The sequence below is a fragment of the Hoylesella buccalis ATCC 35310 genome, from assembly GCF_000177075.1.
GTDB lineage: Bacteria > Bacteroidota > Bacteroidia > Bacteroidales > Bacteroidaceae > Prevotella > Prevotella buccalis.
This window is the reverse complement of the sequence record NZ_ADEG01000090.1, coordinates 49011-63967: the sequence shown is the minus strand read 5'-3', so window position 1 is coordinate 63967 and position 14957 is coordinate 49011. Positions and strand designations below refer to the sequence as shown.

The window sequence follows — 14957 nt, the reverse complement described above, 5'->3', positions numbered from 1 at the left end:
TTTTTAACTAACTTTGCCCATGGGTATGACAAAGAACAATATCATTGTTTTGAGTTTGGCTTTATTGTTTTGCATCTGCCTTTTGCTGATGCTCAACTTGTTGGTAGGTAGCGTTTCGATACCTACGCAGGATGTGTTGGCTATTTTGTCCGGGCAAGATGTGGGCAAACCCAGTTGGCAATTCATCATCCTCCAGTCGCGTTTGCCGCAAGCCCTCACGGCGTTGCTGTGCGGGGCCGCACTCTCCACTTCTGGTTTGCTGTTGCAAACGTCGTTTCAAAACCCCTTGGCAGGTCCTTCTATTTTTGGCATCAACAGCGGTGCCGCATTGGGCGTGGCTCTCGTTATGCTGTTGCTGGGCGGCAGTGTGTCCACGGCTTTGTTCAGCGTAGGTGGGGCATGGGCTGTCTTGTTGGCTGCGTTTGTGGGTGCCATGGCCGTGACAGGCATCATTTTCATGTTCGCCCAGTGGGTGAAAAGCAGTGTGATGCTGCTCATTATCGGCATGATGATTGGTTATTTGGCCTCGTCTGCCATTGCCCTTCTCAACTTTTTCGCCACCCAAGAGGGCGTAAAGTCGTTTACCATGTGGGGCATGGGCAACTTTGGTGGCGTGTCGTTGTCGCAACTGCCCATGTTCACATGTGCGATTGTGGTAGGGTTGGTGGGTTCCGTTTTGCTGATTAAACCTCTCAATGCTCTGTTGTTGGGCGAAACATACGCGCGCAACTTGGGCGTAGACGTGCGCTCGGTGCGCAGTTGGCTCTTGGTGATTACTGGATGGCTCACGGCCGTTACCACGGCTTATTGCGGTCCGGTGGCATTCATCGGGCTTGCTGTTCCTCACTTGGCGCGTCTTGTGATTGGCACCGACAACCATCTTCAATTGCTTCCCATCACCATGGCCATGGGGGCGTTGATTGCTCTTTTGTGCCAACTTGTTTGCGTGTTGCCCGGTTCGCAAGGCATCTTGCCACTCAATGCCGTAACTCCATTGATTGGCGCACCGGTGATTATCTATATTATTTGGAAGAGATAGAAGAAAGAGCCTCACCCCCAACCCCTCCCCAAAGGGGAGGGGAGTAGATAGATTATTTGCATAGGAAAATTCTACTATCGTTTGAGAAAGATTTTTACGAGCATGCTTCCGTGCTTGGCTTCTTTGCAAACAAGCATGCAGCTCGACGCAAATACGTAAAATATGGGCGATTTGTATAAATGCAAGTGAATCAGAGTGTTGTGGAATGAGAGGTGAAAAAACAGATTTTTTTACTCCCGATTTTTCCCCAAAAAGCCAAGAAAAACGGTGAAAAAACAATGCTGTTGAGCCCCAATAGCATGCAGATTGTGCGGCAATATGCATGCTATTGTCGCACAATCTCAATGACTTTCTGCTAAAACAACCTATTTGTTGGAAATAAAAGTCATGTAGGCGGGTCGTTTGCCTATTGATTTTTTCTATTTCATCATTTTACAATGGCCATTTTTTTGTCATTTATAAGGACAAAAATAGGTCAGAAGGGGGATGATGGTTTTAGGCAGATGAATCGACAAACTTATTTTGTCACTTCTATCACCCTAAACACACCGTCACCCTGGATGTCAGGTTGCATCACGATGGGGTAGAACTGTACGCACACCGCCTTATCCACCGAGATGTTTTGATGCGTGTCGGTCAGTAAGCCATTGGCACTGTTGATGCGGAAAACCTGAATGGTGTTGTCGTCGCGACAGGCGCAAAGTAAGAACCGTCCGTTGGGGGTAATGTTGAAATGACGTGGGTGGATGCCTGTTCGCTGATAGCCTACCTTTGTCAACAAGCCTGTTTTTTGATTGATTTTGAAGATGGCAATGCCGTCGTTTTTCAGTCGGTTACTGGTATACAAGAATCTGCCGTCGGGTGAAACGTGAATGTCTGCGCCGCCTTGTGCACCCACTTCATCAGACTGTATCTCCTGTATTTTCTTCATATTGCCAAAGTTATACTGGTATGCGGTGACCGCTCCAGACAGTTCGCTCATCACATAAACAAACCTGCTGTCGGTGCTGAAGGCGATATGGCGAGGTCCTGAACCTTTGGACAGCTTTGCGGTAACGTTGGCGTTACCCAGTGATTTCATGTCTTCCAGTTCGAATCGCAGCAGTTGGTCGGCACTGAAATCAGTAGCAATAACGCCATTTCCGTCGGGAAGGAATCGTGCGCAATGAACGTGTGGCGCCTGTTGACGCTCAGAGTTTGGTCCACCTATCGAGCCTTTGAATTGTTGCGACATGGCTGAGAGCGACCCGTCTACGTTCAAGGGGTACACGCTCATGGAGCCTCCTGAATAGTTGGCCGTCAGCAACAGGTTGCCGTTGGTCTCCACATAGCAAGGGTCTTCGCCCTTCGTGGGGAACGAACTTTGCAGCTGCATGTGTCCCGTTGTCTTGTCAAACGTGATGGCGTTAACCGCTGCCGACTCGTCATGGTTTTCGCTTACGGCATAAATCATCGTGCCGTCTGAGGCGAGTGTTAAGAATGATGGGTTCTTCAGTTCGAGCGTGTCGAGAGGTGAGGCCTGTCCGGTGGACTGATTGAAGTTGAAAGAGTAAATGCCTTTGCTGGTGCCATTGGTATAGGTTCCAACGATTAGTTTGATGTTGTCTTGTGCCTGTAACGTCACTTGGCCGAAGACAGTCAAGGCGAGTAAAAGTAAATTCTTGATTTTCATAAAGTATGTTTTGTTATTGATGATCGTCATATCGGATGAAACAAGAGGTGATGGGCAAACCGTACAAGGTACGATTGACCAAGACAAAGATATTCATTTTCTTGCACTGTAGCAATCATTTATTGTTTTTTTATTCACAATTCGATATTAATTTGTAATTTTGCCTGCATGATGAATACCATTGAATTAACTCCTTTACGTAAGGGAATTGTGGGAGTGCAATTTCTCTTTGTTGCATTCGGTGCAACCGTTTTGGTTCCATTGTTGGTAGGTTTGGACCCGGCAACAGCATTGTTTACCGCTGGTATAGGTACTTTCATCTTTCATTTGGTAACGAAAGGGAAGGTACCTATTTTCTTAGGCTCAAGCTTTGCTTTCATCGCACCTATCATTGAGGCCTCCAAGATGTGGGGCATGGCTGGTACGTTGGCGGGTATTGCTGGCGTAGCCTTGGTTTATTTTGTGATGAGTGCCTTGATTAAATGGCAGGGAAGGAAGCTCCTTGATCGGTTGTTCCCGCCCGTTGTCATCGGTCCGGTGATTATCCTCATTGGTTTGTCCTTGTCGGGATCGGCCGTGAACATGGCCAAAGAGAACTGGGCGTTGGCCTTTGTATCCTTGTTGACGGCCATCCTTGTACTGACACTCGGCAAGGGGTTAATTAAATTAGTGCCCATCGTGTGTGGCATTGTGGTTGGATTCATCGTCGCTTCCCTGATGGGTGAAGTGGATTTCACGAAAGTGCATGAGGCGTCGTGGTTTGCCTTGCCCGGCTCATTGGCCCATTTTCATTGGCCCGAGTTTGCTTGGAAGCCATTTATCTACATGATTCCTGTTGCCATTGCACCGGTAATAGAGCACATCGGCGACGTGTATGTGGTGAGCGCAGTGGCTGACAAAGACTTCGTGAAAGAGCCGGGATTGCACCGCACCATGTTGGGTGATGGGTTGGCATGTCTTGCGGCAGCCTTCTTTGGTGGCCCTCCCGTGACCACTTACTCGGAGGTGACGGGTGCCATGCAGATTACCAAAGTGACTCATCCGCAGGTCATCCGCATCGCAGCATTGACGGCTATCGTGTTCTCTGTGATTGGAAAACTGAGTGCTCTGTTGCAGAGTATTCCGCAAGCAGTGCTGGGAGGAATCATGCTGTTGCTGTTTGGAACCATTGCCAGTGTGGGAGTTCAAAATCTGATTCAGCACAAAGTAAATCTTAACAATCAACGCAATATCATTATTGTGTCGGTGACTTTGACGCTGGGAATTGGTGGCGCGATGCTCGATTTCAGTCTGCGTGGCGTAATCATCGGCATTCTCATGGTTAGTTGTTTGGTTTATGCCAATGCCATGAAGCAAGGTTTGGTCAAAGTGTTACTTATTATATTAGGTGGCATTGCTTTAAGTACCTTGATCTTCTTTTTGCTTCCTGGTGGTGAAAGCGAACTGACCAAGATGAGTGGTATTGGCCTGAGTGCCATTACGGGCGTAGTACTTAACTTGGCGTTGCCTAAGCGTACCGAGGAGGAAGAAGCATGATGGAGGAGGACTTTGAGCGTTATTGGCTGGAAAACCGCCGTGAACTTCTGGCGAAGAACAAAGAGTATCGAGAGATAGAAGAAAGCTATAAGATGCGAACGGGCTTCGATTGGCTGCTTTGGGCCTTGCCTGTTGTGGTGGGAATCCTGACGTTCAACGTGGTTAGTAGTGAAAGTGAGGTGCTGAAGTGGTTGGCCTCTGCGGGAGCTGTCATTGTTGTATTCTTGGTATGTGTCTGGGTCAAGTCAGCTGTTTCTGGTCATCGTCCGTTGGACGAGGTGGAAAAAGAGGTCAAAGCACAGGCATACGAAGCTTTTAAGCGTAAATTAAATCAGCCATGATGGCATCGCTTACATACAGTCCTTGCGCCGTCAAACGAATTGAGTCGCCCCGAATCTCCAAGAGGTTCTGGGCGATTTGCTTTTCTGCTTGTTGTAAAAGATAGGTTTTGTGCTTAGGGCTGAGCATCGATAAGTTGATGCCTTCGGATGTTCTCAGTGCGGTTGTTATCAAGTCATTGTAGCGGGTATCGTCGTCAAGCCATTCGCGCTCGAAGGGAATCTCACCTTGTTCGATGGACGAGATGTATTCCTTGATGTTGGAAACGTTCCACTGTCGCGATTGAATGTCGTACGAGTGGGCCGACGCACCGATGCCCAGATAGGGTATGGCGTGCCAATAACTGCTGTTGTGTTGGCTCCGTTTGCCAGGTTTGGCGAAGTTGCTGATTTCGTAATGTTCATATCCCGAAGCTTTCAGCTCATCCACTAAAGTTTGATACATGGTCAAAGAAAGTTCGTCATCAATTTCTTTCACCTTATTATTTCTTAGTAGTTGATAGAGTGGTGTGCCTTCTTCGTACATCAAACTGTAAGCCGAAATGTGCTCAACTCGTAGCGCAAGGGCCTTTTGGATGTCCAGTTTCCATTCGTCGAGTGTTTGGTTGGGAAAGCCAAACATCAAATCTACACTGATGTTGTCAATGCCTATGCTTCGAAGTTGCTGCACGACAGGAGAAATATCTTGCGCATGATGGCGCCTGTGAAGAAACTTCAAACGCTCGTTGCTGAATGATTGTACACCCATGCTCACTCGGTTCACTGGCGAATGCTGTAGGAATTGAACAAATGACGGGGTGATATCGTCGGGATTACACTCCATGGTTACCTCACAATGGGTGCGCATCAGCGTATCATCTCCATGAAAGAAAACCGTGACGATGGTACAGAAAATCTGTTGAAGTTGTGCAGGAGTGAGTTGGGAAGGGGTACCTCCACCTAAATATATGGTGGAAATCAGAGGCTGAGCAACAGCACTTGTGTCGTCTGTCGTGGGCAGGTAATGGCGTCTCAACTGCATCTCTCGGCACAAAGCATCAACATATTGTTGGCGCACATCAAGGTGCGTGGTGGAGTAGAAGCCACAATAAATGCAGCGACTGGCGCAAAAAGGAATGTGTATGTATAAGCCAGCCATGGGTATGGACTATTTTCATGCAAAAGTACTAATTTGATTTAAATATGTTATATTTTTTCCATAATACTTTTGTCTTTATTCAAAAAATGCCTAACTTAGACGGCATAATCTTAAATAACGTAATACTAACCCTTTTTAAAATCTATAACCGTTATGAGAGTATATCAAACGAACGAAATTAAAAACATCGCATTGCTTGGCAGTGCGGGTAGCGGCAAGACCACACTTGCCGAGAGTATGCTGTTTGGCAGTGGTATCATCAAGCGCCGTGGATCAGTAGAGGCCAAAAATACCGTCAGTGATTATTTTCCAGTTGAGCAGGAATACGGCTATTCGGTGTTCCCTACTGTATTTCATGTAGAATGGAATAACAAAAAACTGAACATCATTGACTGTCCCGGTTCGGATGACTTTGTGGGTGGAGCCATCACTGCTTTGAATGTTACCGACCAAGCTGTGATTCTCATCAACGGGCAATATGGACCAGAAGTGGGTACGCAGAACAACTTTAGATACACGGAAAAACTGAAGAAGCCCGTCATCTTCTTGGTTAATCAGCTTGATTCAGACAAATGTGATTATGATGCTGTCATCAATACCATGAAAGATATTTATGGCTCCAAGTGTGTTCAAATACAATATCCAGTGGAGACAGGAGCCAACTTTAACGAAATCATTGACGTGCTGTTGATGAAGAAGTATTCCTGGAAGGCTGAAGGTGGAATGCCTATTATTGAGGATATTCCAGAAAACCAGATGGAAAAAGCCATGGAACTGCATAGACAACTTGTAGAAGCAGCAGCAGAGAATGATGATAGTTTGATGGAGAAATTTTTCGAAGAAGAGAAACTTAGTGAGGATGAATTGCGTGAAGGAATCCGCAAGGGGCTTGTCACGCGCAGTATCTTCCCTGTATTCTGTGTTTGCGCTGGTGAGGATAAAGGTGTACGAAGACTGATGGAGTTCTTGGGAAATGTTGTTCCTTTTGTGAGTGAAATGCCGAAAATCCACAATACACGCGGTGAGGAAGTGGCTCCAGATGCACAAGGTCCAACGTCACTTTACTTCTTCAAGACCGGAATGGAACCACATATTGGCGAGGTATCTTATTTCAAGGTCATGAGTGGTAGCGTGAAATCAGGCGATGATTTGACCAATGTAGACCGCGGATCGAAAGAACGTATTGGCCAATTGTATGCTTGTGCGGGTGCCAACCGTATAGCAGTAGACCAGCTGAACGCAGGCGATATAGGATGCACGGTTAAGTTGAAGGATGTTAAAACGGGTAATACGTTGAATGGAAAGGATTGTGAGTGGCGTTTCGACTTCATCAAATATCCTAATTCAAAGTACAGTCGTGCCATTAAAGCTGTTAATTCTGCTGATACAGAAAAGGTGATGGCTGCCTTGCTGAAGATGCGTCAAGAAGATCCGACATGGGTGGTTGAACAATCCAAAGAATTGCGCCAGACCATTGTTCACGGACAAGGTGAGTTCCACTTGCGTACCTTGAAATGGCGTTTGGAGAACAATGAGAAGTTGCCTGTGACCTTTGTGGAAGCCAAAATACCTTACCGCGAAACCATTACCAAGCAAGCCAGAGCCGACTATCGACATAAGAAACAATCGGGAGGTGCAGGCCAGTTTGGTGAGGTTCACCTGATTGTGGAACCTTATGCCGAAGGCATGCCTGACCCAACGGTTTACAAGTTTAACGGTCAGGAGTTCAAGATGAACATCAAGAGTAAGGAGGAAATCGACTTAGAGTGGGGTGGTAAGTTGGTATTTATCAACTCCGTGGTTGGTGGCGCCATCGACTTGCGTTTCATGCCCGCTATCCTGAAAGGTGTAATGGACTGCATTGAGCATGGACCATTGACCGGAAGTTATGCGCGTGATGTTCGGGTTGTGGTGTACGATGGCAAGATGCACCCGGTAGATTCCAATGAATTGTCGTTCACCTTGGCTGCGCGTCACGCCTTCTCACAGGCGTTTAAGGCTGCCGGTCCCAAGATTCTTGAACCAATTTATGATTTGGAAGTGTATGTTCCTGCTGACTATATGGGCGATGTGATGAGCGATTTGCAAGGCCGTCGTGCATTGATTATGGGAATGGATAGCGAGGCAGGATACCAAAAACTGTCTGCCAAGATACCATTGAAAGAATTGTCCAGCTACTCCATCTCGTTGAGTTCGCTGACTGGCGGACGTGCGTCGTTCACGACCAAGTTCTCAAGTTACGAGTTAGTACCAAACGATTTGCAAGCGAAGCTCATAGAAGAGCATGAGGCTGAACTCGCAAATGAGGAAGAGTAAACCGTTTGTTTACAAGTCAAAGGGTGTGATGTGGTTCGCCATGTCACACCTTTTCTGTTTGAAGAGTTCACAAGCTTAATACTCATTCTTGATAATTCTGTTTTATAATCTAATATATATAATTATAATTATACAATTCGTTAATTATCGATAATAATAGAGAAATATTTAACAGCTTATTGTTAAGCAATTAAGAAAATTATTATCTTTGTGTTGTATGAAGAAGAGAACAATTTGGGTCATCTCAACAATCATGGGGCTTTCGTTCCTGGTGTTGCTTTTCCTGCAGTTGAAATACTTTCAGGAAATGGCCGACATGAAGAAGGAACAGTTTGACGAATCGGTCAACAGAGCCTTGAATCAGGCATCACGCAACTTGGAATATAACGAGACGTGGCGCTACCTACAGAAGGATGTGAACGAGACAGAACGGAGAGCTTTTATACAAGACTCGATTGGAACTCGTTCAGGAAAGCCCGACGGTACGTTGCAACAGTCCCACCAGTTCTCGGTGACGGGCAAGGATGGAACCATGTATTCGGCCTTTGAGTTAAAGACCATCACGGTGAAACCCTCACAGATGCCCAAGGGAATGATTCTGCAAAACGATAAAAACTCTCTGTCAGAAGCTTCAAAGTCGTTGCAGGAGATTGTCAAGAACCGGTACATCTACCAGAAAGCGTTGCTCGACGAGGTGGTTTATTCCATCTTGTATTCAGCTTCAGACAAGCCACTGAAAGAGCGAGTCAACTTCAAATTGTTGGATCAAGACCTCAAGTCGGAACTGATGAACAATGGAATCAACATCCCATATCACTTTCGTGTGACGACACAGGATGGGCGCGAGGTGTACAGATGTTCTGACTATTCAGAGAAAGGGGAGGAATATACTTATTCACAGGTGTTGTTCCGTAATGACCCCGCATCGAAAATGGGAGTGGTGAAGGTGCACTTCCCCGATATGAACAGCTACATCTTTTCTTCAGTAAGGTTCATGATGCCAGCTATTGTTTTCACCTTCATCCTGCTGGTGACGTTTATTTTCACCATTGTTGTGGTGTTCAGGCAGAAACGGTATACCGAGATTAAGAACGACTTCATCAACAACATGACGCACGAATTGAAGACACCAATCGCCAGTATCTCGTTGGCTGCGCAGATGTTGAATGACAAGAGCCTGACCAAGAGCGAGTCTATGATTAACCATCTTGGTGGGGTGATACAAGAAGAGACCAAGCGTCTGCGGTTTTTGGTGGAGAAGGTGTTGCAGATGTCCATGTTCGATCGTAAGAAAACCGTGTTCAAGAAGAAGGAATTGGACCTCAACGAGATGGTTGAGAGCATTGCCCATTCGTTCTCATTGCGTGTTGAACATACCGGAGGAAGGATATATACGGACATAGGTGCCGTTGACTCTACCATTTACGTTGATGAAGTACACTTCCAAAACGCCATTTTCAACCTGATGGACAATGCCGTGAAGTACGGAAAACCTGATCAGCCGCTGGACATCTACATGTCTACTTGGAACGATGATCAGCATTTGTATCTGTCAATTCGCGACACGGGACTGGGCATCAAGAAAGAAAATTTGAAGAAAGTTTTCGAGAAATTCTACCGCGTCCATACTGGGAATGTGCACGATGTGAAAGGATTTGGGCTGGGATTGGCTTATGTCAAGCAAATTGTGGAACTACACGATGGTGAGATAGCCGTTGACAGTGAATACAGAAAGGGGACTAAGTTTACAATCAAACTCCCCGTCATTAAAGATTAATAATTATTCATTAATAAATACAAGACTATGGAAGAGAAAATAAAAATTCTATTGTGTGAAGATGATGAGAATTTAGGAATGCTGCTTCGCGAGTATTTACAGGCTAAGGGTTATACCGCAACATTATGCCCAGATGGTGAGGTTGGCTATAGAGAGTTCTTGAAGGACAAGTTTGATATCTGCGTCCTGGACGTGATGATGCCTAAGAAAGACGGGTTCACCCTGGCTCAGGAAATACGCCAAGCCAACGCAGACATGCCCATCATCTTCCTCACAGCAAAAGTTTTGAAGGAAGATATCCTCGAGGGATTCAAGATTGGAGCCGATGATTACATCACCAAACCATTCTCTATGGAGGAACTTGTGTTGCGTGTGGAGGCCATCTTGCGCCGTGTACGAGGTAAGAAAAACAAGGAAGCCACAGTTTACAAAATCGGCAAGTTTGTGTTCGATACGCAGAAGCAGTTGCTCACCATCGGTGACAAGCAAACCAAGTTGACAACCAAGGAGAACGAGTTGCTGTCTTTGCTCTGCTCACATGCGAACGAAATACTGCAGCGCGACTTTGCTTTGAAGACTATCTGGATAGACGACAACTATTTCAACGCCCGTTCCATGGACGTTTACATCACCAAGTTGCGCAAGCACTTGAAGGATGACGACCAGATTGAAATCATCAATATCCACGGCAAGGGCTATAAGCTCATCACACCGGAGGAAGATTAAGATCGTTTACAAGCAAAGCGAAAATCTTATTGGAAAATAATCAAAGGCACAGGGTTTATGTCCTGTGCCTTTTTCAATGAATACAGGTATCTGTAAGTAGTTGATAAACAGTAGGTCATAAAGCTCATCTAAAAGCATTGGTTTTGGGGCCCAAAGTCAATGAGTTTGCCCGTTAAAGTCAATGCAATTGCCCATTAAAGTCAATGAGTTTGCCAAGCATGTTCCATGTGAAGATTCAAAATCGAAGTACAAGGCTGTTTTGAGGTTTTAATGGAAAAATCACACAATTGTTTTGTTTAATTCATATTATATTTAGTATCTTTGCGGTGATTAAGTCACTTTATCATGACACCCATCATTGTCAGTATTTTAGCAGTCTGCCTTCTCTTGATAGCCACAGAAAGCAAGACGAACGTCAATAAAGCTGCTGTTGCCATATTTGCAGGAACAGTAGGATGGGTTTTGTATGTCGGTTACGGTACTGATTTTGTGATGAGCCGACACGCTACCGACTATGTTAGCTTCTTGGACGGAGCAGAATCTACAGGAATACTCGTCAAAGAGTTTATTGCCCGCCACGTGTTTCTTAAGCATGTGGGTCATGCCTCCGAGATAGTTCTCTTCTTGTTGGCTACGATGACCATTGTGGAGATTTTGAACAATAATGGCTGTTTCGATTTTATCAGCCAACTGTTGAAGACGCGCAGTAGCAAGAAAATATTATGGCGGCTGGCCATTGTGACGTTTATCATCTCGGCCAATCTCGACAACCTCACTACTACGGTCATGATGCTCACCATCATGCACAAGATTATTCCAAACAGGCGATATCGCATGATTTATGGTTCGGCCATCGTCTTGGCAGCCAATTGTGGGGGAGCACTAACGGTCATCGGCGATCCCATGGGATTGGTTTTGTGGAGTCAAGGAGCCGTTACGCCAACCAACTATTCGCTGTCGCTACTCATCCCATGCCTCATTGCATGGGCACTGCCAACTTATTGGGTGGGGCGGATGTTGCCCGAGCGGATGCAGACCGAGTGGATTGTGATGCCCTATCGTGGCGATGATACCAATCTCAACGTGCGACAACGATTGTTGATGCTGTTCATCGGCATTGGTGGGTTGTGGTTCATCCCGTCGTTTAGTAATATCACCCGGTTGAGTCCATTCCTCGGAGCGCTCTGTGTGCTATCCGTTCTTTGGGTGGTGAACGAATTGTTCAACCATCGACTGATGAATGAAGAACAGATGATACAGCGCCGCACACCACGCGTGCTGCAATACGGAGTGCTACAAATGATGCTCTTTGTGATGGGCATCATGCTGGCTGTCGGTGTTTTACAGGAAACAGGATTCTTGCAGCGGTTTACACTTTTGTTGGACCAGGGAGTGCAGAATGTGTGGATGTTGGGTGCAGTGAGCGCACTGGTGAGCACCATCTTAGACAACTTTGCTACAGGCATGGGTATGCTGTCGCTTCATGCAGTGCAAGATGTTCACACCACAGCTTCCCTGTCAGCATTCGCACAAGACGGAGAATATTGGAAAATAGTGGGATACACATCAGCCGTAGCTGGTAACATCTTGGCCATTGGCTCGATGAGTGGGTTAGCCTTGATCAAGGCTGAACGCATCCGTGTGGTCTGGTATTTGCGAAATATTGGGTGGAAAGCATTGGTGGGCACCATGTTGGGCTATCTGGCTCTATATATCTTTGTATGAAACATTTTTTTGAAGTATGAATAATATAACAACAATAGGAGTTTTGACCTCTGGTGGAGATGCTCCAGGAATGAATGCAGCCATTCGTGCAGTAACGCGCGCGGGCATCTGTAATGGCTTTAAGATTAAAGGTATCTACAAAGGATTTGATGGCCTGATTAACGACGAAATCAAGGATTTTACGACCGAAAACGTGAGTGGTATCATCATGTCGGGCGGCACAATCTTGAAAACAGCACGATCTTTAGAGTTTATGACACCTGAAGGACGCAAGAAAGCTTATGAAAATGTTAAGAAACATGAAATAGGCGCATTGATTGTGATTGGTGGAAATGGTTCGTTGAGGGGTGCTATGGAGTTCGGCAAGGAATACGACGTACGTTGTATTGGCCTGCCCGGTACGATCGACAACGACTTGTATGGTACGGATTCCACCATCGGATATGACACAACCTTGAACACGATTGTCGAATGTGTTGACCGAATCAGGGACACGGCACAAAGTCATGAGCGCATCTTCTTTGTAGAGGTGATGGGGCGTGATGCTGGTTTTTTGGCGCAAAACAGTGCCATCGCATCGGGTGCCGAAGCTGCCATTATACCCGAAGATAGAACAGACGTGGACCAATTGGGACACTTCATGGAGCGGGGTATACGTAAATCAAAACGCTCGTGCATCGTCATCGTGAGCGAAAGTCCCAAGTGTGGTGCGTTGTATTACGCTGATCGTGTAAGGAAAGAGTTTCCTGGATACGATGTTCGCGTCACCATTTTAGGACATCTTCAGCGTGGAGGCCGCCCCTCCGCACATGACAGAATCTTGGCAAGTCGAACAGGTGTGTCGGCTGTTGAGGCTATCATACAAGGACAACGCAACATCATGATAGGTGTAAAAAACAACGAGATAGATTACATCCCGCTGGTAGAAGCCATCAGAAGTGATAAACCCTTTGACCGAAAACTCATCAAGGTGCTTGACGAACTGAGCATTTAGTGAAAGTTTTCAAAGGTAATATATGTTAATAAAGCAATTGGTTTTGTTAATATGTGGCAAAGCCAACGAGCTATACAAAGTATTTTCGTATATTTGCAGGACTTAAGTTTAAGATTAATTTAGAAAAATATTGATATAAAATATAAAATCATGTCACAGATAACCGGACGTATTTCTCAGATTATTGGGCCAGTCATTGATGTTTATTTTGACACCAAAGGGCAAGATTCAGATCAAGTGCTCCCAAAAATCTATGATGCTCTAAGCATCAAACGCCAAGACGGAACGGAGCTAATCATCGAGACCCAACAACACATAGGTGAAGACACGGTTCGTTGTGTAGCCATGGATAATACCGATGGATTGCAACGTGGAATGGAAGTAATCCCTACGGGAAGTCCCATCACCATGCCCTCTGGAGAACAGATTAAGGGTAGAATGATGAATGTAGTAGGCCAGGCGATTGACGGAATGGAAGCGTTGACCAAGGATAATTCATATCCTATCCATAGAGAACCTCCAAAGTTTGAGGACTTGTCCACGCACAAAGAAATGCTGGCAACTGGCATCAAGGTGATTGACTTGCTGGAACCTTATATGAAAGGTGGAAAAATTGGATTGTTCGGTGGTGCCGGTGTAGGAAAGACGGTGTTGATTATGGAACTAATCAACAACATCGCCAAAGGTCACAACGGCTATTCGGTCTTCGCTGGCGTAGGAGAACGTACGCGTGAAGGCAACGACTTGATTCGAGACATGATAGAATCGGGCGTGATTAAATATGGTGATAAATTCCGCAAAGCCATGGATGAAGGCAAATGGGATTTGTCATTGGTCGATCCAGAGGCATTGAAACAATCACAGGCTACACTCGTGTATGGACAAATGAACGAGCCACCTGGGGCCCGTGCATCGGTTGCTTTGTCGGGTTTGACCGTTGCCGAGCAGTTTCGTGACAAGGGCGTTGCTGGTCAGGGTGAACATGCAGATATCATGTTCTTTGTTGACAACATCTTCCGATTCACGCAGGCAGGTTCTGAAGTATCTGCTTTGCTGGGTCGTATGCCATCGGCTGTGGGTTATCAACCTACCCTGGCCTCTGAAATGGGCGTGATGCAAGAGCGCATTACATCAACCAAGAGGGGATCTATCACATCCGTTCAGGCTGTTTATGTGCCGGCAGATGACTTGACAGACCCTGCTCCTGCTACGACATTCACACACTTGGATGCTACGACAGAGTTGAGCCGTAAGATTACAGAGCTGGGTATTTATCCGGCTGTAGACCCCTTAGGATCTACCTCGCGTATCCTTGATCCATTGATTGTTGGCAAAGAGCATTATGAGTGTGCGCAAAGAGTAAAACAAATTTTGCAACGCTATCAGGAATTACAAGACATCATTGCCATTCTTGGAATGGACGAGTTGTCTGATGAAGATAAACAAATTGTGAACCGTGCACGTCGCGTACAGCGCTTCTTGTCGCAGCCATTTACGGTGGCTGAACAGTTTACTGGTGTGAAAGGTGTGATGGTTTCCATAGAAGACACCATCAAAGGATTCAATATGATTCTTGATGGTGAGGTTGATGACCTGCCTGAACAGGCCTTCCTGAACGTGGGTACCATTGAGGATGCCATTGAGAAAGGTAAGAAACTGCTTGCGGCAGCACAGGGATAATCACAAAACAGGAAGA

Annotated in this window: 11 protein-coding genes; 9 read left to right on the top strand and 2 right to left on the bottom strand. The window is 46.0% G+C overall.

What is annotated here, in order from left to right:
• The first annotated feature begins 19 nt into the window (after positions 1-19).
• Positions 20-1039 carry an iron chelate uptake ABC transporter family permease subunit gene (locus HMPREF0650_RS09800; RefSeq protein ID WP_004350483.1) on the top strand — a complete coding sequence of 340 codons (1020 nt, stop codon included), beginning with the start codon at positions 20-22 and terminating at the stop codon, positions 1037-1039.
• A 517-nt stretch (positions 1040-1556) separates the two neighbouring features.
• Here HMPREF0650_RS09800 and HMPREF0650_RS09795 read toward each other — a convergent pair.
• Positions 1557-2711 carry a lactonase family protein gene (locus HMPREF0650_RS09795; RefSeq protein ID WP_004350482.1) on the bottom strand — a complete coding sequence of 385 codons (1155 nt, stop codon included), beginning with the start codon at positions 2709-2711 and terminating at the stop codon, positions 1557-1559.
• Positions 2712-2882: 171 nt separating this feature from the next.
• On the opposite strand from HMPREF0650_RS09795, the gene HMPREF0650_RS09790 reads away from it, so the two are divergent.
• The gene (locus HMPREF0650_RS09790) at positions 2883-4247 is read left to right on the top strand and encodes a uracil-xanthine permease family protein (protein ID WP_040563145.1); all 1365 of its coding nucleotides are present in this window, start codon (positions 2883-2885) and stop codon (positions 4245-4247) included.
• Positions 4244-4588 carry a hypothetical protein gene (locus tag HMPREF0650_RS09785; RefSeq protein ID WP_155813629.1) on the top strand — a complete coding sequence of 115 codons (345 nt, stop codon included), beginning with the start codon at positions 4244-4246 and terminating at the stop codon, positions 4586-4588. The genes HMPREF0650_RS09790 and HMPREF0650_RS09785 overlap by 4 nt, the downstream gene beginning before the upstream one ends.
• Here the strand turns inward: HMPREF0650_RS09785 and hemW are convergent.
• The gene (gene hemW / locus HMPREF0650_RS09780; RefSeq protein WP_004350473.1) at positions 4563-5723 is read right to left on the bottom strand and encodes a radical SAM family heme chaperone HemW; all 1161 of its coding nucleotides are present in this window, start codon (positions 5721-5723) and stop codon (positions 4563-4565) included. The two genes, HMPREF0650_RS09785 and hemW, sit on opposite strands and share 26 nt — an antisense overlap.
• Before the next feature lie 153 nt (positions 5724-5876).
• Between hemW and fusA2 the strand changes: the two genes are divergently transcribed.
• The 6 genes from fusA2 (at position 5877) to atpD (ending at position 14941) form a co-directional block, all read left to right on the top strand.
• The gene (gene fusA2, locus HMPREF0650_RS09775) at positions 5877-8039 is read left to right on the top strand and encodes an elongation factor G2 (protein ID WP_004350472.1); all 2163 of its coding nucleotides are present in this window, start codon (positions 5877-5879) and stop codon (positions 8037-8039) included.
• 217 nt (positions 8040-8256) lie between these two features.
• Positions 8257-9816, top strand: coding sequence for a sensor histidine kinase (locus HMPREF0650_RS09770; RefSeq protein ID WP_040563118.1), 1560 nt, complete (start codon positions 8257-8259; stop codon positions 9814-9816).
• A 27-nt stretch (positions 9817-9843) separates the two neighbouring features.
• Positions 9844-10542 carry a response regulator transcription factor RprY gene (rprY, locus tag HMPREF0650_RS09765; protein WP_004350468.1) on the top strand — a complete coding sequence of 233 codons (699 nt, stop codon included), beginning with the start codon at positions 9844-9846 and terminating at the stop codon, positions 10540-10542.
• Positions 10543-10887: 345 nt separating this feature from the next.
• Positions 10888-12267 carry an SLC13 family permease gene (locus tag HMPREF0650_RS09760; protein WP_004350467.1) on the top strand — a complete coding sequence of 460 codons (1380 nt, stop codon included), beginning with the start codon at positions 10888-10890 and terminating at the stop codon, positions 12265-12267.
• A gap of 16 nt (positions 12268-12283) precedes the next feature.
• The gene (gene pfkA / locus HMPREF0650_RS09755; protein WP_004350466.1) at positions 12284-13261 is read left to right on the top strand and encodes a 6-phosphofructokinase; all 978 of its coding nucleotides are present in this window, start codon (positions 12284-12286) and stop codon (positions 13259-13261) included.
• A 150-nt stretch (positions 13262-13411) separates the two neighbouring features.
• Positions 13412-14941, top strand: a complete 1530-nt coding sequence (gene atpD / locus HMPREF0650_RS09750; protein ID WP_004350465.1) for a F0F1 ATP synthase subunit beta — start codon at positions 13412-13414, stop codon at positions 14939-14941.
• Positions 14942-14957: the final 16 nt, after the last annotated feature.